The sequence below is a fragment of the Corynebacterium sp. UMB6689 genome (assembly GCF_030215295.1).
Lineage (GTDB): Bacteria > Actinomycetota > Actinomycetes > Mycobacteriales > Mycobacteriaceae > Corynebacterium > Corynebacterium aurimucosum.
The window spans coordinates 1-20,279 of record NZ_JASOLS010000005.1; the positions used below are offsets into that span (position 1 = coordinate 1).

A 20,279-nucleotide genomic window follows, 5' to 3' on the forward strand; every position below is an offset into this window, starting at 1 on the left:
AGGCATGGAGGTAGATTACCTTTCCCCGACCCAACACGGTCGGAATCGGAGGTGTCTACCAAACAGGGGGCAGGTCCAAATACCGGTCGCCAACGATGGCGATGCCGCACTTGCAAGGCCACTTTCACCCGCACCAATGACGACGCAGTTCAAGCAAAATGGTTTCGCCTTTTCATCTCTTGGCTCATGTCAGGCCACAGCCTGGCAGAGACAGCTAAGACCTGCGGAGTTTCATCACGAACTCTGCAACGCCGGTTCAAAACGTTTTGGCTTATCCAACCTCCCCGAAGCGTTGATAAGCAGCGAATCTACGACCAAATCTTCATCGACGGCACCTACTTCAACACCAAGTGCCTTGTCGTAGCTGCTGACTCCTGCCATGTCATCAACTGGTTCTGGTGCACTAAGGAATCCTCTTGGTCTTACATGCGCCTGCTAGACGAGATAGCCCCACCACAACTGGTGACCTGTGATGGGGATTCCGGAGGACTTAAAGCACTACGCCACTTGTGGCCTGATACTCCAGTTCAACGCTGCATTGTCCACGTCAAACGCAACATTCAACGCGCCACAGGCCTGCACCCCACCTCGCCGATGGGCAAAGCACTGCGACGGCTTTCCTTCGAACTGCTAGCCGTTGACAACCTGGATGAAGCAGCCGAATGGACTGCCAAGCTACACCAATTCGGCACTGTATTTAGCGCCCAGCTCAAAGCCAAAACTTACGTCAAAGACGTCCCTTTCGAGCAGATTCCTAAATCCAAACGCGGCAACAAAAAATGGTGGTACACCCACGATGTTCACCGCGGAATCTACCTACAGCTGAAGAAAATGAGTCAACACGGACACCTCTTTGCCTACCTCACCCAAGCTAAAGAAGGCCAACGCTTAGAGCGCACAACCAACAGCCTGGAAGGCGGAGTGAACTCGCAAATCAAGAAACTGATGCACGCCCACCGAGGACTACGCGACGAGCAACAACGCATCGCCTGTGACTGGTGGCTGTACCTACACACGCAGCTGCCTGGCGACCCCGTAGAAATCGCCAGGCAGCAAAACTGGGGCCAGGACGCACTCGCCAAAGCACAAACCCTAGCCAACCAGGAAACACAAGCCACCAGCGGCCACGAAGACGGCCGACCAGCAACCTACGACAGCGCCATCGACACTGCCTACAACCACTCTATGGGAATACGCAAAGGTCACATACGCTAAACCCCAACCCCCACCAACACAATCTGTCGTTTAACTCGACACGCCGGAAAACAACACGTTTTGTCGTTTAGGCCACTTTTCTTTACTTAACCCTACTTAACCCGATTTTGAGCCCAGTGCACCATCTAGTGCACCAAGTGGCGATTTCAGTACAAAATGAAGAAGACCCCTACCAGGATATTCCCTGGTAGGGGTCGGAAGTTGGTAGCGGGGGCAGGATTCGAACCTACGACCTCTGGGTTATGAGCCCAGCGAGCTACCGAGCTGCTCCACCCCGCGTCGAGATGTACTTCCAAACATCAAGCGCTCTGCACACTGTCCCGTGTGCTGGCGACGGATGTAACTATACAGACACCTTGGCGCCTACCCAAATCCCCTGGGCAGGCGCCATTTCATAGGTGAGGCGCCGAGTTTTCGCCGGCACCTATCCGGACTTACTGAGACTGCAGGGAGCGGTAGTCCTCCACTGCCTTATCGAGCTCGTCCAGGGCCTTGCCGTACTCCTCAAAGGAGCCGTTCTTGGCCTTGTCTACACCATCGAGAGCCTTGTTGATGGCGTCGATAGCCTCGCCCTCGTCAGATGCCTTCGGAGCGGAGGCCGGTGCGGAAGACTCAGAGTCCTTCTCTTCGTCCTTCTTATCGGCGGCATTGGCCTCCTCGTCATCCTTCTCCGTCTGCTTGCCGGAGTCACCCTCAATTTCGGTGATGTCCTGGGCGGCCTTCGGGTCGATGCCGACCTGCTCTAGGGCCTCACCAATCGTCGGCGCATAGCCCACCCGCCCCTTGTAGGACACCAGCACGCGCAGCAGCTTCGGGAACGCAGACTCCTGGCCCTTGCGCTGCGAGTAGATCGGCTCCAAGTAGAGGATCTCTCCCCCACCCACTGGCAGAGCCAGCAGGTTACCGTTCTTCAGGTCATTCGAGCCCTGCCACAGTGTGCGGTCACGAGCCACCTGATCAGAAGACATCATGGCGTCCTGCGCCTGCTTAGGGCCTTGGGTCTGGGTATTCGTCGGCAGCACGCGCACGGTGATATCACCGTAGGTCTCCGGATCAGACGACACCGCCATGTGTGCAGAGAGGAACTGACGGTTCAGACCGCGGTAGGAGGTGATGAGTTGGAAGCTCGGCTTGTTGGTCTCCGGGTCGGAAGCCAGCACGTAGTACGGCGGCTGGTTCAGCCCCTGGGATTCACCGGCAGTCGGATCCTCCGGCACGGACCAGAAGGCGTCGTTGTTGAAGAAGACGCCCGGGTCATCTACGTGGTACTTGGCCAGCAGGTTGCGCTGCACCTTGAACATGTCCTCCGGGTAACGCATGTGCTGACGAAGCTCGTCGGAGATCTCCGACTCGGGCTTGACGACGCCCGGGAAGACACCCTCCCAGGCCTTAAGCACGGGGTCTTCGGTGTCGAACTCATAGAGGTCGACGGTGCCATCGTAAGCGTCGACAGTCGCCTTCACCGAGTTACGGATATAGCCCACCTGATCGTTGACCAAGCGCTGCGTCGTGCCCGTCGGGTTCTGTGCGTCCTGGGTGGTCTCCGTCAGGGAGGTGCGCTGCGAATACGGCAGGGAATCCAAGGTGGTGTAGCCATCGACAATCCACTTGATGCGGCCGTCGATGACCGCCGGGTAGGTGGAGGAATCCGTCGTCAGCCAGGGAGCAACCTTCTCCACGCGCTCGCGCGGGTCGCGGTCATAGAGCAGCTTGGACTCCGGCCCCACGCGGTCCGAGAGCAGGAAGTTGAGTTCCTGGTACTTCAGCGCAAAGGCAGTGCGGTCAACAATGTTGCCGATGTCGACGCCACCCTTGCCGTCATAGGTGTAGGTGGAGGTATCGGTGTCGTATTCGACGGACTCATCACCCGTCTTGCCCACGATGGCGTAGTCCATCCCATCCTGGGCGCTAGCGATCACCGGGCCGAAGTAGGTTCGCGGCTGGTCCACCTTGATACCGAGGGATTCTTCAGCATTCTGGGTTTCGCCCTCACCCTCGGCGTCCTTGCCCGCCTGGGTCTGCAGGTCCGCCACCGTGAAGATGGGGAAACCACCACGGGCCGAACCGGCGTCACGAGCTACCTCATCGACTGTGTTGGCCTGCGCCGCAATGAAACCATTGCCGTGGGTATACACGGTGTGACGGTTAATCCAGTTCTGCTGGTTCTCCTGCAGCTCGTTCGGGTCCAGCTCGCGGGCTGCGACCACGAAGTCACGGAGTTCGCCATCGATTTCATAGCGATCCATCGCCAGCGTCTCTGGGAAGCCGTAGAAGTTCTTCAGCTGCTGCATCTGAGTAAACGTCGGCGCCAGAATGTCCGGGTCCAGCAGGCGCAGGTTGGAGATGGTGGAGTCATCCGAGGCAACCTTGTCATCGGTGACGTCCTCCGCGCCCCAGTTCTCCTCGTAGGTCACCTTGTCGTCTGTGAGGCCATAGGCAAAGCGAGTGGACTCGATGTTGCGGGAGATCGACTCCGCCTCTTTAGCCTGGCGGTTCGGGTTCACGGAGAAGCGTTCCATGATGAGCGGCCAGCCTTGGCCAATGACCAAGGAGGACAGCACCATGAGCACCACGGCCAAGCCGGGGATGCGCAGGTCCTTAATGACCACTGCAGAAAAGATCGCCACGGCCACGAACACGCCGATGATCATGAGGATGATCTTTGCCGGCAGGTAGGCATTGATGTCCGTGTAGGAACCACCCGTAAACAGCGAGTGCTGGTTGTACAGCAACTCGTAGCGCCCCAGCCAGTAGCCAGCCACCTGGAGCAGCATCCAAATGCCACCGGTGACGGCGAGCTGCGTGCGCGCTGCTTTCGACAGCGAACCACGCACGCCGGCGGCGCGATTGCCCAAGCGAATGCCGCCAAGAATGTAGTGCCCCACAAGTGCGATGAGGAAGCACACTGCGACCAGCATGGAAGCAGCGCTGACCAGCATTGACCACACCGGCAAACGGAAGGCGTAGAAGCCAAGGTCGTGGTTGAACTGCGGGTCGGCCACCCCAAAGTCATGAGAATTGAGGAAGAGCATGACGGTCCGCCAATTTGCCTGTCCCAGAAGGCCAGAGACTACGCCGACGAGGACTGGGATGACCTTGAGGAAGACACTCATCGTGCTCTCAATGGATTTGCGGTACTGATAAACGGGGGAATTGAAGTCCGCCATGTCCATCGAGTCACCGCGTCCCCGCCACACAATCAGGCCCGCAACGTACGTCACAGCCGCTGCTACGAGGCCGAAGAGGATGAAGAGGACGATGCGCGTCACCAGGGTCTTGGTGAAGACCCCACGGTACTCAATCGCGCCGAACCACTTCCAATCCGTGTAGAAGCCCACCAACATGGGGCCAATGAACAAGAGGACCGCGATGATGGCGACAACCCACGAGAGAAATTTGGGCGGACGTTTCATCGGGGCGGCGGGTCGGTTGAGTCCGGAAGCCAACTCCAGCTCCAATCAAGTGTCGTGCGAATATAGAGGTATCAAGCTTCTAGTCTAGAGAAGCACTATGACCGTCAACGAACAAGGACGCTTATGAGTTCCCAACCTTCCTCCCAGCCCGCTGTACACCGCGCGCTCAACAAGGCGATGCGCGAAGCCGTGGATTTCATCCACGCCGAAGGCTGGGATGCGCCTCCTACCCTTTTTGCTCTCGTCCCTACTGAGCTGGTGGCCGCCCAGCTTGGGGACGTCGATGACTCCTCTCCCCTCACCCTCGTGGTGCAAGAGTTGCCGGAAGGCATCGAACCGGGATCGGAGCACCTCGCGGACTACGTCTCGCGGCTAGCATGGCCGCGGGAGATCGCCGGCGTCATCCTGGCCCAGGAGATCATGTTTAAGGACACCTCGGACGCCGCGCTTGGCGACGCCCGCCCCGCCCGCCTCTTCTCCGGAGTCCTGCGGGCTACCGCCCTGGACGGAAGCTCCACAGCCGATGCAGAGAGTGTCGACAACGATGGCGCGGAGCTCACCCTGCTGCAATTGCGTCCGACCGAGGAGGAACTAGCGGAGGCCGGCCCCTTCGCAGAAGACGATATCCAATTGCGTGGCGGACCGAATGTGGCACCGGGGGTCATCGCTGCGCTGCGCTACGGGTTGGAGCAAGATCCGGAGGAAATGCTCTAATCGACTAAACTCAGAATGCAGTGGCCATTAGTGCTCAGCTCTCGGGGCTGGGCACGCAATTGATAGAGGAGTCTCTCGTGCGCTTGACATCCCGCTTCACCGCCGCAGCTTCGGCCGTGCTTGCCACCGGCTGCCTGCTCTCCGCATGTGGGAAGGACGATGCCCCCTCCCCTGACCCAGCGCCTGCGAGCGAAGCAACCACCGCCGCCGCGGAGAAGACCAGCGCGCCGGCCCCAGCCACGTCCGCCGAGGAATCCGAGACGACCTCTCCTGCCGCCTCTGAGTCTGAGACCAGCTCAGACGCGAAGGATGAATCCTCAGCCCGCAGCTCCGCCGACCGCAAAGACAAAGACAAGGACGCCAGCGAGTCCGCGGAGCCCAGCGGGGCGTTTAATGCTTCCGTGGAGCAAGCTTATGAGATCTTCGGCGGGCTCGTACCGGAGGGGATCTTCGCGCAATTCGACCGCTGCGATCCCAATGGCGTGACGGATTCTTTCAACTGCTCTGGCTCGGAGGTAGGCCAGTTCCAGTTCTTCAAGTCCAAGACCAAGGCTTCCCAAACCACCCAGGTGCTCACCGAGCTGCGCAGCTCCCGCGTCATCGAGGACAGCGGCAACCGCGTCGTGGGCTGGTCCATGCTGGGCAACACGGCCATCCTCACCGTCGTTGACAACGATGAGGGCCTTATCATGCAGCAGATGATCTCCACGGACCAGGACGATCCGGAAGAGCGCCTCAAGGAGCTAGGCCTGGTTTAGCGGGCTAGCCTTCGCAGGTCTCGACGGGCCTGCCCTCCGCAAAATCCTGCATGGCCTCGATGGCATCATCCAGCGTGTGGACCTTAGCCACCACCATGTCTCCGGTATCGCGGCTGACTGCCTCCGCGCAGTTGTCGGCTGGGGCGAGGAAAAGCTCAGCGCCCGCTTCCTGAGCCGCGTGAACCTTGTGGACGATACCGCCGATGGGGCCGACCTCGCCGTCCTCACCTATAGTGCCGGTGCCGGCGACAAACCGGCCGCCGGTGAGATCTTCGCTAGAGAGCTTGTCAATCACCGCCAAGGTAAACATCATGCCGGCCGAGGGGCCGCCGACGTCCTGCAGGTTGTAATCCACCGTGATGTCCTCGGTGGGAACCGAGGTCATAAGGATGCCTAGCAGGGCCACGTCCTCCTGCTCGGGGTGGGAGCCGAGGGTGACCCCGACAGTCTTTTCCTTGCCCTTGCGAACAATGCCTAGCTCCACCTCATCGCCAGGCTGAAGAGCGCGAATCTTCTCTTGCACTTGGCCAGGCTCCGTGACCTTGTCACCGTTGACGGTGGTGATAATGTCGGCGTCGTCAAGCGCGCCTGCTGCGGGGCCGTCATCGAGTACTTGTGCCACCTCGATTCTCACCGGTTTGTCCAGATAGTCCATGGCGGCGACCGTGGCCGCCGACTCGGACTGGGTAAAGGCCTGCTGATTGGCCTCCTGGACCTCCTTATCTGTCTTGCCCTGCGGGATAACATTCTCGATGGGGACGATGGTGTCATCCGTAAATAACCACCGCCCCAGGGCCTGGGCCAGCGTCATGTTGGTGCGCACGGAGACCGTTGTCATGTTGAGCTGCCCCTCCGGCTGGAACGTCTCTGGGGCTTCGACGTTGACGACGGGTTCCCCATCCACCTCGCCCAGGGTATCCACGGTAGGACCTGGCCCCTCGGCGGCATAAGGCACCGACAAGGTGATATCGGTGCCGGGAATGTGGTCGATGCTGAGCAGGGCTCCCGTCAGCACCACCGGGATGGCTCCCCACGTCAAAGTGGACAAGCGGCGGGTTCGGGGGTTCTGCGGAGTTTTCACGGAGGATCAGCCTACAGCCTTGTGGAGCTTGTTCGCTCTCAGCGTTGCCGTGGTCCTAGAATCCGCGCTAGGAAACCTAGTAGATTGGGGTCCATGAGCAACGGATTCGGTTTTTCCTTCCCCAATAACGACGATGACGATGATAACGATCGTCGCGACCAGAACCCGTTCGGCGCCTTCGGCTTCAGCGCGGGCAACGGTGGCCTAGGAGACCTGTTGAATCAGTTCGGCCAGATGCTGTCCGGCATGGGTTCCTCCATGAACTCCCCGGAGGGTTCCGGCCCGGTCAACTATGACTTGGCCAAGCGCATCGCGCACCAGCAGATCTCCCGCGATAAAGAGGTCAGCGAGCAAGACCGCACCGCTGTGCAAGAAGCCGTGAGGCTAGCGGAACTGTGGCTAGATGATGCCACGATCCTGCCCACCGCATCCGGCACCGTCACCGCGTGGAATTCCGCGCAGTGGCTGGATGAGACGCTGCCGATGTGGCAGCGCATGGTCACCCCGGTTGCGGAGCACATGAACTCCGCGCAGCTGGAATCCCTGCCGGAGGAAGCCCGCGAGATGATGGGCCCGATGACCTCGATGATGAACTCGATGTCCGGCATGAACTTCGGCATGAAGCTGGGCCACGCGCTGGGTGATCTGGCTGCGCAGGCATTGACCGGTTCTGACTTCGGCTTGCCTGTCTCCCCCGCAGGCACCACTGCACTCCTGCCGCACAATATCCAGGCCATTGCGCGCGATCTCAACGTTCCGGGCCAGGAAGTGCTCGTCTACATCGGCGCCCGTGAAGCCGCCCGCCAGCGCCTGTTCAAGCATGTGCCGTGGTTGGTCGAGCGCCTCGTCTCCTCCGTTGAGGAATACGCCATGGGCTTGGTTATCGATACCTCCCATATCGAGGAGGCTACCCGCGAGCTCAACCTGGAATCCGGTGACCCTGAGGCCATCCAGGACGCGATGAGCAAGCTACAGGGCATGGACCTGTCCCCGCGGATCACCTCCCGCAACGCAGTCGCGGCTTCTCGTCTGGAAACCCTCTTAGCACTCGTTGAGGGCTGGGTTGAACACGTGGTGACCGAGGCCCTGGGAGAGCGCATCCCGTCCACGAAGGCAATGACCGAGGCGTGGGCGCACCGCCGCTCCACTGGCGGCTCCGCAGAGAAGGCCTTCTCCCAGGTCGTCGGCATCGAGCTCAATGCCCCGAAGGTGGAGGCCGCCGCTGAACTCTGGCGCCGCGCCACCGTCGCGGTGGGCGCCGACAAACGTGACTCCGCCTGGGACCACCCGGATCTTCTGCCCACGGCCGAGCACCTGGAGAACCCTGCGTCCTTCATCGACGGTTTGCTCGATGACACCCCTGATGAGGGCTTTGAAGCGGAGTTCTCCAAGCTGGAGGAGATGCTCCGCCAGCAGGATGCCGGGGGCGATGCCAGCGATAACACCGGCGACAGCGCTGGCGAGGACACAGACGCCGACGGCGACGACAATAAAGAGGACAAGCCGGGCGAAGAGAACTAGCGGAAACGCTGGTAAGCCTCAAGATATCCTTTCGCGCGCTCGGCTTTGGGCGCGCGGTCAGCCCACTCCCAGAAGTCCGGACCATGACCCGGGATGAAGGTGTGCGTTAACTCGTGGATGATGACCGCGTCGAGCACATAGTCGGGGACGTCCTGCAGCCGGTCAGAAATCCGAATATCGCCCGTTGAGGTAGTGCAGCTGCCCCAGCGGGATTTTTGGTTACTCACCCACCGGATGGAACCCACCGTGGCGCGGCCCGCCAAAAAGCGGGCATTCAGTGTGCGGGCGCGGTCGGCCAGGGAATCGTCGGAAAGCTGCGAAGAGGTGTGCTTTTTGCGCACCTTCGCCACGATGCCATCCACCGCTTCGCGCTCTTCCGCCGCTGACATCCACGCGGGGATGCGCACCTCCAGAACACCGTCGACCACGCGGGCTTGGACGGTGCGACGGCGCCGTGCCGAACGGATGACACGTACCTCGGGATTGCTCGACATGACAGGGCATTCTACCTGTGGTGCAATGGTGTCTACACACACCTGGGGTGGGGCACAACGGGGAGGACAGTCTTGAGTGCACAGACGTACATGCTGGCGCCGGAAACCACGATTCTTAAGCGCGAACCCGGAATGCTCCAGTGCGGGATGGATGCCACGCGCGTCGGCGTGTTTGAAGCCCACCCGCAGCTGGCGGGCTTGCTCAACAGGCTGCGCACGCCGCTGACCCGACAAACTATTGAAAAATCCATTGAGAATACGGGCATGAGCCCCTCAGCTGCCCGCAGCTTGGTGGAGGATCTGATTAGCTACCGTGTTTTGTGGCCGGCGCCCCGGCCGCAGCGTGTGGCTGTGCTCGGGACCTCCGCCCTGGCCAATGAGCTGCGCGACGTCCTGCTTGGTGATTCCTTCCAACCACGCTCTCCTCTCCACAGCGAAACCCCCGCCGAGTACATCGCAAACGTGGCCGGGCACCTGCCTATCGTGGCTGTCGACATGCTGGATGGCGCCACGGAATGGGCACAGGCCCTGCGCAATTCCCCAGCCACCTGGTTGCCGGTATCTATGATCGATGCCCGCGGCATCATCGGACCAGTTCGCATCGACGGGGCTGGCCCCTGCCCGCTGTGCGCGCATCTGCACCGCATCGAATCAGACGAGCTATGGCACGAGGTGGCCCACCGCGCCGCGACAGTGGAAGCGCCGGGCGACCCCATCGTGCGCACTGCGATAGTGATGCATGCAGTGGTGATTATTCGCCGGCTCTTGGGAAGGCCGGCCCCGCCAGGAGCGCCCGGTGGCAAGCCGCTCGCCGGCGAACTCACGGAGATAGACCTCTACGGCCTAGAGCAACGGAGGCTTCTCATGGAACATCCTCGCTGCACGTACTGCGCTGCTTCTTAGTTCCTCTTAGCCGCGGGAAGAAGCAATGATCTGCAGAACCTCCGCGCCATAGCGCTCCAGCTTGGAGGGGCCCACCCCGGAGATATCCAGCAGCTCCGCCTCGTTGGCTGGAAGAGCCTCCGAAATCGCTTGCAGGGTGGCATCAGAAAAGACGACGTAGGCAGGAACCTGAGAGTCCTTCGCCACCGACGCCCGCCACGCGCGCAGCGCGTTGAAGACATCCTCATCACCCTCATACTCGCACCACTCGTGGCGGCCGAGGACCTTCTCTGCCGGGCTGCTGAGCTGCCCCGAGCACACTCGGCAACGGCGCGGGCGATAGCGACGGTTCGAGGACTGGCTTTCCTCGATTCCCGGGACCACGCCGTCCAGGAAGCGGGTTCGCTCACGTGAGGCCCGCGAACCAGTGGTCTTAGCCAGCGCCCACGACAAGGCTAGGTGCTCGCGTGCACGGGTAATACCCACGTAAAAGAGGCGGCGCTCCTCCTCCACGTGTTCATCGCCGGCTTTGATGGCGTGGTTAATGGGCAGGAGTTTTTCGGTGAGACCTACGAGGAACACCGCATCCCACTCCAGGCCCTTGGCAGCGTGAATGGTAGCGAGGGTCACGCCCTCCATCGTGGGGTTGTGCTTGTTTTCGGAGCGGCGGTGCAGCTCTCCTAGCACGCCAGGCAGGTCTATCCCCTCGTGGTCCTCCACGATCTGCGCGATGAGGTCCACCAAGGCCGTGAGCGACTGCCAGCGCTCGCGGGCCTGCGCGCCCTGCGGTTCCGTGGCGGACAGCCCCAGCTCCACGAAGGCCGCACGTGCCACAGCCACCGGATCATTCGGCAAATCATCGCGGCGCGTGGCAGCGATGAGCACGCGGATGGCCTCTAAAATCTCTGGGCGGCGGAAGAAGCCTTCGCCACCGCGGACTTGGTAAACCACTCCAGCGTCAGCAAGCGCCTGCTCAAACTGCTCTGATTGCGCGTTGATGCGGTAAAGAATTGCGATTTCGGAAGCCTTCACTCCCTGGTTCAGCAGGGTCAGAACCTGGCCCGCGACCTCCTTGGCCTCAATCTCCTCAGACTCATAGGCCTTAAACGTGGGCTCGGGTCCAGGCTCGCGCATGCCCTGCAACTCCAAACGGGTCCCCGCCGCGCGGCCCGTGGCCTTCGAGATGACCTCGTTAGCCAGGTCCGTCACTTGCGGGGTGGAGCGGTAGTCTCGCTGCAGCTTGACCACGGTGGCCTGCGGGTAGGTGCGGGAAAAATTCAGCAGATACTCCGGGGAAGCCCCGTTGAAGGAATAGATGGTCTGGTTGGCATCGCCCACGACCGTTAAATCATCACGCTCCCCCAGCCAGGCCTCAAGCACTCGCTGCTGCAAGGGGGTGACGTCTTGGTACTCATCCACCACGAAGGTTCGGTACTGCTCACGAAATACCTCCGCCACCGCAGGAACGTTCTCGATGGCGCCGGCGATGTGCATGAGCAAGTCATCAAAATCGAGGTACATGAGATCCGGGGTGGCCTTCATGTCCTCATAGCGGCGGAAGACCTCCGCCACCTTGGCCGGATCCCCCGGCGCCTCGCGGTCCGTGGATTCGATGACACCGGGATAGCCCTCGGGGCTAATCAGTGAAGACTTTGCCCATTCGATTTCCCCCAGGAAATCACGAATGGTGTCCTTGTTGTTGTCCAGGCCAAGCGAGCGGACCGCGCGGCCGACCAGGCTGAACTTGTTGTCAATGAGCTGCCAGGGCAGATCCCCAGCAACCTGCGGCCAAAAGTACTTCAACTGGCGGCGCGCTGCGGCGTGAAAGGTTTGGGCTTGTACTCCCCCAACGCCCATCTGGTTGAGCCGCTCGCGCATTTCACTCGCGGCGCGAGAGGTGAAGGTGACGGCCAGAACGCGCTGCGGGTTGACGAAACCCTGGTCCACCATGTGAGCGATGCGATAGGTAATCGTGCGGGTCTTACCCGTTCCGGCACCCGCCAGGATGCAGACTGGGCCGCGCGGTGCCGTGGCTGCGGCTCGCTGGTCTTCATCGAGCAGGGACAGATCCGGTCTCATCACCGTGGAACCACTCCATAATCATCGTGTGTGCAATTGAACCCTTGCGGGCAATGGTCAGTTCTGGCAGCTCAGCGCGGGACACCCACCGCACTTCTGCGAGCTCTTCGTCAGTATCGCACACGGGCTGGACATCCTCCGTGACCGCGGAAAAGCCCACCATCAAGGAGCCACTAGGCGGCCAGGGCTGTGAGCCCCAATAGGAAACTGACTCAACGCGACGACCGGTTTCCTCCAGTGCCTCGCGGATCATCGCTTCTTCAAGGGTCTCGCCGGGATCGACATAGCCGGCGATGAGTGAAAAGAATCCTGGACGGTGACGGTTGCGAGCCAGCAGGATACGGTCCGACTCCGCGTGGTGAATGATGCCGATGACGGCGGGATCCAAGCGGGGAAAGACGAGGCGTTCGCCATCGTGTCCCACGGCCCCGGGCGCAGGGTAAGACAGCTCCCGCCCAGTGCGTGGATCAAAGCGCGCTTCCCGACGGTTACGGATCAGATGCAGGGCTTTGAGAATGTCGCGCTGACCGTTAAAGAAGGTGGCATCGCGCAGTGTACCGAGCCGCTCGGCGGCCTCGGACTCCACCAGGAAAGCGTGAATATCCCCGGCCGCAACCACGATCTCCCCCGCCGGCTTAGCCAGAAAGACCGGCTGGCCTTGTGGCGATACCGGGACAAGGCCAGTCTCGGTGACGGGCAGGAACATTAGTTGCCTTCATCCTCGTCTTCATCGGTATCTTCCGCAGCCTGCTGCATCTCATGCTTGATATAGAGCAGGCGGTCACCAGGCTTGAGTGCATACGCGTCTGCCGTATCGACACGGTGTAGCTCGTTGTTGCGCAGAACCGCCAGAACAATGTCGGCGAGGTGACGTGGATTGGAGCCCACTTCGAATTCGCGCACCGCACGCTCGGCCACGGAAAAGCCCTCGTTCGGCGAGAGGAGGTCCTCCATCATCTCCACCACCGTCGGTGTCACGGTGGCTAGGCCCAGGAGACGTCCGGCGGTCTCTGCGGAGGTGACCACCGAATCGGCACCGGATTGGAGGAGTAGGTGGCGGTTCTCGGATTCACGCACGGAAGCGACCACCTTGGCCTTGGGGTTGAGCTCGCGCACGGACAAGGTACACAGCACCGCGGTATCGTCCGTGGACGGAGTCACCACCACCGACGAGGCGTGCTGCGCGCCGGCGATGCGCAGCACGTCTTGCTTGGTTCCGGAGCCGTAAATGGTGACGAGGCCGTGGTGCTCGGCGCTGGCTAGGGCCGCGCGGTTGTTGTCAACAACCACGATTTGGGAGGCGGGAACGTCATCGGCGATGAGGGCGGCGACCGCACCAGCGCCCTTAGTGCCATAGCCGATGACAACGGTGTGGTTACGCAATTGCTTTCTCCAATTCTGGATTTCAAAGGTGCGGCGGGCTCGATCCGTCAGAACCGACAAGGTAGCACCGACCAACAAAACAAGGAAGAGCAGGCGGGCCGGGGTAACGATAATGAGGTTGATGAAGCGCGCGGTGGGGGTGACGGGAACGATATCGCCATAGCCCACAGTGGTCAACGACACCGCTGAATAGTAGGCGGCATCGAGGAAGGACAGGTCTTCGCTGTAGCCATCACCGTCGAAAAAGACGATGATGGTGACAAAGACCATCAGCCCCATAGCCCAGATAACTCGGCGCGCCAGTTGCTTCCACGGGCTGGTGCTCGCGGTACGCGGAATCGTGATGACGTCAAGCAGCGCATGGTCAGGCTGCGAGGTCAGCTCTACCTGCGACAAGAAACGCGACGTAATGCGTTTGCCTAAGTGCTTGGGCACGAAGCGCCAACCTCCCTAGATGATGCGGATTTCCTCGTGAGACTACCTTAGACTCAACCCTGGTGACGTGGAAACTGCAGAGCTTAAAAGCTCAGCCAACCGTGGCCCGGTGGGCAAGTCCTCCGGCTCCAAAAGATAGTTCTCATGCACGTAGTAGAAAGCCGCGCGGACAGTCTCCACGCCATGGATGCGCCGCCATGCCTCCGCATAGACGGCGAGCTGAATCTGCGCCGAGTACAGAGCAGCACCCTGGGGGCGGCGGCCAGTCTTCCAGTCCACGATGAGCCACGAGCCATCCGGCTGTTGGAATACCGCATCCATGCGGCCGCGGACGACGGAATCCCCAATGGTGATCTCGAAAGGGGCCTCTACGAAAGCCGGCGTGCGCTGTGCCCACTCCGAGGCTAGGAAGGACTCCTTGAGAGACTCCAAGTCGTGGTCCGGTTCATCGTGAGAACCGGGCAGCTCATCCTCCCCCAGCAAGGCAGGCGCGCCGAAACGATCCTCCAGCCACGCGTGGAAAGCAGTGCCGCGCTTGGCGTAGGAATTAGGTTTGAAGGGGATGGGGCGGCGCTGGCGGCGTGCGAATTGGGTGGGGTCTGCCGACATGGCCACCATGTCAGAAGCCGTCAGCTCGCCGGGTAGTTCTACATCGACCACCGGGGCCTGCAGCGCTTTGTGCTCTTCAATGAGCGCGCTCGCCTCTTGTTCCCAGAGACCGAAGACTTCGCCATCGCGCAGCGGAGGGAGGTTCTCCATTGCCGCGCGTACCGCCTCTGCTGCCTGCAGCGCTTCCGACTGCGGGTTCAAAGAAGGGAAAGAGGCCTCAACTGCACCTCCTTCCTCCTCTTCCACAGGGATGTCGGGGATATCCCAATGGACAATCAGCTCCGGATGCTTATCTGCTAATAACTGCAGGTAGGAATAGGGGCCCTTCTTGCTCTTTCCCTTGAGTCTATTCGTGCCGGAACCAGTCACCGTCAGCGTGGACTCGGTGCGGGTCATGGCCACGTAGAAAAGACGTGCCGCTTCCTCTGCTTGGAACTCGCGGTTCTGTTCTTTGAAAGCCGTGCACGCCTTATCAAAGTCAGAGCGCGTCACCGCATCCTCGGGCACATCGATGACGTCCTCGTCACCTGGGGCCTTTTCGATCTTGGTCAGGAAGGTCTCCGCCTGCGCCTTATAGCTCGAGGAATCCGCATGCGCCACGCAGACGTGTTCCCATTCCAAGCCCTTGGCCTTGTGCACCGTCATGATCTGCACGCGGTTGCGCACAAGCGGGACCTCTCCCAGCTCGAGCCCGTCTTCCTTCTCCTTAGCCAACTCAAGATAGTCCAAAAGGCCAGCCAAGCCATCACCGTGGAAGCCCGCGACAAAGTCGGCGAAGGCGTCGAGGTGCGTTGCCCCGCCCGGCTTACCTGAGGCGAGGACTTCGGTGCGCAAGCCGAAGAGAAGCTCAATATCGGCCACGATGTCGTTGAGAGTCTTGCCCAAAGAATAGGTACGGAGGTAGCGCAGCTTAGAGGAGACCTCCTCCATGCGCTCCAAGCCTTCGGTGCTGTAGCGATCGCGTTCGCCGAGGTCTGCGAGGGCGTCGGCAAGCCCCAGCACCTGGTCCGGCCCCTCCGCGGTAATCTCCTCAACCTGGGCGGCTAGGTGCGCCAGGGGATCACCGCCTTCCCACCGCGTGCGGCCTTCGGTGGCGCCGGCGAGATTACGCTGACGCGAATGCAGCGCCTGGATATCGGCGATGCCCAGACCGCACATCGGTCCGGTCAGCACACGCAGCGCCGCGGCGGTGTCTTGTGGACGCACCAAAAGCGTGGCTACCGCCACAAGATCTTGGATCTCCGGCTGCCAGAGAAGTCCACCGAGGCCGAAGATCTCGTTGGGCACGCCGACCTCATCCAAAGCAGCGGCGATCAACGGCGATTGCTTATTGGTGCGCACGAGTACGGCGGCATTGAAATCCTCGCCTTCCGGCGTGGACTCATAAAGCTGGCGGAGATGCTCAGCGATGAAAGCGCGCTCCTCGTCCTCAGAAGCGAAATAGCCCAGCTCTACCTTGCCGGCCGGCGCCGTGGGCTTGGGCGACAGCTCATCTACTGGGCGCTCGCCGGGGCTTGAGGAGAAGAGCTTCGACGCCACGTCATTAGCCAAGCTAAGTACCGTCGAGGGATTACGCCAGGAGGTGGTGAGTTGGTCCTTCGGGGCCGGGGTGCCGTCCGGCTGCGGAAAGTCCGTGACAAAAGCTTCCAGGTTTTCCGCCGTCGCGCCACGCCAGCCATAGATGGACTGCATGGGGTCACCCACCGCAGTAACTGATAGACCCTCACGCTCGCCACCGAAGAGCGAGCGCAGCAAGATGCGCTGCGCATGGGAGGTGTCTTGGTACTCATCCAGCATGATGACGCGGTAGCGCGCGCTTTGTTGCTCGCCTAAGAGCGGGAAGTTCTTGGCCAGCGTGGCGGCGATGGACATCTGCTCACCGAAGGTGATGACCCCGCGCTCCGCTTGTTCCTTCTTGAGAGCTTCCACCAAGGGCAGGTACTCCAGGCGCAGGCGTTGGGTATCCAGGTATTTCTGCAAGTCCTTGCCGAACTCGCCTTTGGTCCTCTTGCTCTTTTCTAGGTCCTCAGCGGTCTTGCGGAAGATGTCCTCGTGCTCATAGAGATCCTGCGGATTCTTAAGCTCTCCGTCCATCGTTTCCGCGAGCTTGAGCAAGGTAGCGGTGACCGTGGACACCGCATTATCTGTGCTGAGCGAACCCGAGTAATTGCTGACTACCTCGTGGGCGATGGCATAGCGTTCCGCCTCGGTGATGATGCGGGCATTCGGCTCGACCGGCATGAGCAGGCCGTACTCGCGGACAAGATCACCCGCATAAGAGTCATAGGTGGACACGTTTGGCGCGATATTTTCCACTGCTTCTGCCGCTGGGCTGCCCGGGGCAAGGATTCCAGAGGAACGCAGGGTTAGCAGCTGACGGCGGATGCGCTGCTCTAGTTGCTGGGCTGCCTTGCGGGTAAAGGTTAGGCCAAGGACTTGCTCAGGCCGCACGAGCCCATTGGCCACGAGCGATACAACACGCGAGGCCATCGTCTCCGTCTTACCAGCGCCTGCGCCGGCCACGACGAGCTTCGGTCCAAGCGGGCCATCAATAACGGCGGCCTGTTCCGGGGTGGGCGGAAAGGGCTTGCCCAGCGCGGCAGCCAGCTCCTCAGGGCTGAAGTGTTGAGCGGGATTCTTAGGCATCGGTCACCAGACCTCCTTCATTCATCACAGGGCAGATAGAGCGGATCCGGCAGCGATCACAATCAGCGTTTTCACGTGCGGTCAGGTCCGGACCACGCAGCTCAGCCACGAGTGCGGGCAGCGACTGCGCAAATTCTTCGAGCTCTTCAGGAGGCTTGGTGGCTTGCTCCCGGGTGGACACGGCGGCAGTACTGGAGCGCGGATACACCAGAACACCTCCGCCACGCGGCAGGCCATCACCGGTCCGGATAGACACAGCCTGCGACTCGCCGCCAGGTTCCGCGGGTGCTGTAACAAGCGCGCCGTGTGCTAGCGCCAACTGATATGTCATGAGCTGGGTATTGTCTTGGGCGCGGGCCGCCGACGGGACTTTTGTCCCCGTCTTGAGATCCACCACGACATAGTCTTCCCCGGCCTTCGCCAACCGGTCAATGAACCCGCGAATGGTGACATCGGAGCCGATGTCCACGCTGACGGGAACCTCAACACCAACGGGTTCAAGTGATGTCGCGCTCGAGAGCACCCAACTATGAGTGCGGTCGATAAGGCGCTCGAAGTCCGCATGCTCAGCCTCGCGATGCCACGCTGGCCCCTCCACAAGCGCATCGAAGGCATCGAGCACAAGCCGCTTCGCAGGCTCGGCGGCAGCACCGCGCCCCAGCGCTTCCAAAAAAGCATGCGCCAAATTACCACGTAGCAGGTTGATGTTCGCAGAATCATCCTCCACGAGCTGCCCGAGCACCGCGTTGAGCGGACACGTGAGCAAGGCATCGACCCGGGATGGCGACACCGTGCTCGAACCACGCAGCGGCAATTCCGAAGCCACGCCGCGCGCGGCCCACCACTGATCCGGATGCGCCCCAGGGACCCCAGCCTCCGCCAAACGGGCCAACTGCCGGACCGCCTGGGAACGTTCCGCCTCATTGGTCTCCGGATCAGTTGCACAACGGCGCAGTTGCGCCACAAACGCGGGCACCGAGAGTACGGAGACATCGAGAGGATCGAGCTCTTCCTCCCCACTAGCAGCACTGGGCAGCGTCACCGGATTCGGCTCCGGCACCTCGAGGCCCAACTCACGTGGCCAGGCCTGGCGTGCGAGGCGCTTGCCCGCCTCCCGGCGCGCTTGTGCGCCGGGAACATCAACGCCGCGAGCGGAAAGGAACTCGTCGATGAAACGCGAGGGTTCTTCCACGACATCGCTCTCCGGTGAGTCCACCGCCACGATGAGCAGCCGTTGCCGGTGACGGGTAGTGGCCACGTGGAAGAGACGGCGCTCCTCCGCCAAGCGCCCCGACACGTGGCTGACTGGGGTGCCGGGAGTGATGCCGCGATCCAGCACATCGATGAGATCTTCTTGCCCAAAAAGAGAGCCGGTCTCCCCTACCGAGGGCCATGTTCCTTCCTGAACGCCCGCCACGATGACGGTGTCCCACTCGCGCCCCACTGCGCCGTGCGCGGTGAGGATTTCTACTGCATTGGGCAAGGCCGAGCGGCGATCCCGCACGCCGGTGGGCAGTTCTTGCTCCGTGATGTGCAGAATGAAGGACTCCAACGACGCCGCCGGACGACGCTCGGCGTAATCGCCGGCGGCGTCGAACAAGGCCATCATCGCGTCCAAGTCACGGTCCGCCTGCGAACCCGCGGCACCGCCGCGCAGGGCTGCTGCCTGCAGGCGCGTATCCAAACCGGTGGCTTGCCACACTTCCCACAGGACTTCCTCAACGGCAGCGCCTTGCTGCAAGGCCACGCGCCCGGCAGACAGCACCCCGCGAATACGCGCCAAAATCGCTTCCTCGCGCTCGGTGAGGAGGTTATTGAAGTCCGGCAACTCACCGTCCAGCAACTCCCGCAGTGTATTCATTCCGCGCTGCTCCGGCTTCCAACGGCGCAGGCCGCGGATGAGCCTCCGCAGAGTCACCGGATCAGCGCCGCCCACGGGACCTGTAATCAGGTCCTCGAGCTCCACGGGCTCAAGCTCATTTTCCAGAGCACGCAAAGCCAGAAGTACTGCTTTGACCAAGCGCTGCTCAGCGAGCACCACGTCCGTGGGGTTGATGTGCACCGGCACGCCAGCAGAAAGCAGCGTGCGACGGGCCGATCCAATATCCCCGGTAGAGCGCACGATCACTGCGATATCACGCCAGTCCACGCCGTCTTCTAAGTGCCGGCGGCGAACCGTATTGGCCAGGACATCACGCAAGGTGCCGCGGGAATCCACGACGCTCACGCACGCCGGGGACGGCCTGCGGTACGTAGAGCTCAGGCGAAGTTCGTTCTCTGCCTTCCAGGTGGTGAGGAATTCCGAATTAGCACCACGGAAGGCAAAGACCGCTTGGTCGGGGTCACCGCCGATCACGGTGAGGCGTGCAGTTTTCGCCAGCTCCGCGATCAGCTGGCCGGAGGTCGGGTCCAGCAACTGCGCGTCATCGACCACGATGGTGTGCCACGGGTGCTCGCGCAACAGCTCTGGGCGCAAAAGCACTTGGCTGACCAGCTCCGCAGCGGAATAGGAATGCGAACCCGCCAGCGCCTGAGTGCGCTCATACTCGCGCAGGAAGTCTCCGGCAGCAACCCACATGGGCCGGCCGTAGCGTTGTCCCAACTCCTCCAAGTCCGTCGGGCCCAGCCCCCGTTCGATGGCGCGCAGCAACAAATCACGCAATTGGCGCGCAAAGCCCACATACTCCAGGGCCGGGCGCATCTCCTCTGGCCACGCGCCCCGGCGATCGGCCGCATGGCCCTGCAGCAGCTCACGGATCACTGCATCCTGTTCCGCACCAGTGATGAGACGCAGCTCCTCCTCGCTACTGTGGCGCAGAAGCGCAAAAGCCAATGAGTGCACCGAGCGCACCATCGAAGTCTGTGCGGCGTAGTCATCGAGGTTTTCTGCTAACTCCCGGCGCAGCAACGAGCCGGATTCCTTGGATGGGGCGACGACGAGGATGCCGGAGGCATCGGCTCCAGCATTGAGTTGGGCCAAGACAACGTCGATCAGCAGGCTCGACACCCCTGACCCTGCCGCACCCAGCACCCGCCAGGTACCTTGCTG

Annotated in this window: 13 protein-coding genes and 1 tRNA gene; 5 read left to right on the plus strand and 9 right to left on the minus strand. The window is 61.5% G+C overall.

Going from position 1 to position 20,279, the window contains the following annotated elements:
• Positions 1–51: 51 nt before the first annotated feature.
• Complete coding sequence (locus tag QP363_RS03840) at positions 52–1,215, plus strand: IS1249 family transposase (RefSeq protein ID WP_284762862.1); 1,164 nt, start codon at positions 52–54, stop codon at positions 1,213–1,215.
• 202 nt (positions 1,216–1,417) lie between these two features.
• Here the strand turns inward: QP363_RS03840 and QP363_RS03845 are convergent.
• Together QP363_RS03845 and QP363_RS03850 are read right to left on the minus strand one after the other, a co-directional pair.
• Positions 1,418–1,494 (minus strand) — tRNA-Met (locus QP363_RS03845).
• 155 nt (positions 1,495–1,649) lie between these two features.
• Entirely contained in the window at positions 1,650–4,628 is a 2,979-nt protein-coding gene (locus QP363_RS03850; RefSeq protein ID WP_070730664.1) for a UPF0182 family protein, read from the minus strand.
• Positions 4,629–4,751: 123 nt separating this feature from the next.
• Here QP363_RS03850 and QP363_RS03855 point away from each other — a divergent pair, with 123 nt between their 5' ends.
• Positions 4,752–5,342, plus strand: a complete 591-nt coding sequence (locus QP363_RS03855; protein WP_070446104.1) for a PPA1309 family protein — start codon at positions 4,752–4,754, stop codon at positions 5,340–5,342.
• 77 nt (positions 5,343–5,419) lie between these two features.
• A complete protein-coding gene (locus QP363_RS03860; protein ID WP_284762867.1) occupies positions 5,420–6,100 on the plus strand; it encodes a beta-N-acetylglucosaminidase in 681 nt (226 codons plus the stop codon).
• Positions 6,101–6,104: 4 nt separating this feature from the next.
• Here the strand turns inward: QP363_RS03860 and QP363_RS03865 are convergent, their stop codons facing one another.
• A complete protein-coding gene (locus QP363_RS03865) occupies positions 6,105–7,181 on the minus strand; it encodes a PDZ domain-containing protein (protein WP_284762869.1) in 1,077 nt (358 codons plus the stop codon).
• A gap of 93 nt (positions 7,182–7,274) precedes the next feature.
• Between QP363_RS03865 and QP363_RS03870 the strand changes: the two genes are divergently transcribed.
• Positions 7,275–8,702 (plus strand): zinc-dependent metalloprotease, encoded by a 1,428-nt coding sequence (locus QP363_RS03870; protein WP_070711150.1) that lies wholly within the window; start codon positions 7,275–7,277, stop codon positions 8,700–8,702.
• Here QP363_RS03870 and QP363_RS03875 read toward each other — a convergent pair.
• Positions 8,699–9,196 carry a M48 family metallopeptidase gene (locus QP363_RS03875; protein ID WP_070711151.1) on the minus strand — a complete coding sequence of 166 codons (498 nt, stop codon included), beginning with the start codon at positions 9,194–9,196 and terminating at the stop codon, positions 8,699–8,701. The genes QP363_RS03870 and QP363_RS03875 overlap by 4 nt on opposite strands.
• 72 nt (positions 9,197–9,268) lie before the next feature.
• Between QP363_RS03875 and QP363_RS03880 the strand changes: the two genes are divergently transcribed.
• On the plus strand, positions 9,269–10,099 hold the full coding sequence (locus tag QP363_RS03880) for a hypothetical protein (protein WP_070446114.1): 831 nt from the start codon (positions 9,269–9,271) through the stop codon (positions 10,097–10,099).
• 6 nt (positions 10,100–10,105) lie between these two features.
• On the opposite strand, the gene QP363_RS03885 is transcribed toward QP363_RS03880, so the two are convergent.
• Genes QP363_RS03885 through QP363_RS03905 form a run of 5 tightly spaced genes read right to left on the minus strand, consistent with a single transcriptional unit; the run spans position 10,106 to position 20,237 of the window.
• Positions 10,106–12,160: an ATP-dependent DNA helicase UvrD2 gene (locus QP363_RS03885; protein ID WP_070446116.1), complete on the minus strand. Its 2,055-nt coding sequence runs from the start codon at positions 12,158–12,160 to the stop codon at positions 10,106–10,108.
• The gene (locus QP363_RS03890; RefSeq protein WP_144655973.1) at positions 12,129–12,863 is read right to left on the minus strand and encodes an NAD(+) diphosphatase; all 735 of its coding nucleotides are present in this window, start codon (positions 12,861–12,863) and stop codon (positions 12,129–12,131) included. The genes QP363_RS03885 and QP363_RS03890 overlap by 32 nt, the downstream gene beginning before the upstream one ends.
• The gene (locus tag QP363_RS03895; RefSeq protein ID WP_070446120.1) at positions 12,863–13,975 is read right to left on the minus strand and encodes a TrkA family potassium uptake protein; all 1,113 of its coding nucleotides are present in this window, start codon (positions 13,973–13,975) and stop codon (positions 12,863–12,865) included. The genes QP363_RS03890 and QP363_RS03895 overlap by 1 nt, the downstream gene beginning before the upstream one ends.
• Before the next feature lie 42 nt (positions 13,976–14,017).
• Positions 14,018–17,230 carry an ATP-dependent helicase gene (locus tag QP363_RS03900; RefSeq protein ID WP_070644089.1) on the minus strand — a complete coding sequence of 1,071 codons (3,213 nt, stop codon included), beginning with the start codon at positions 17,228–17,230 and terminating at the stop codon, positions 14,018–14,020.
• A complete protein-coding gene (locus QP363_RS03905) occupies positions 17,223–20,237 on the minus strand; it encodes an ATP-dependent DNA helicase (protein WP_284762977.1) in 3,015 nt (1,004 codons plus the stop codon). The genes QP363_RS03900 and QP363_RS03905 overlap by 8 nt, the downstream gene beginning before the upstream one ends.
• Between the last annotated feature and the right edge of the window lie 42 nt (positions 20,238–20,279).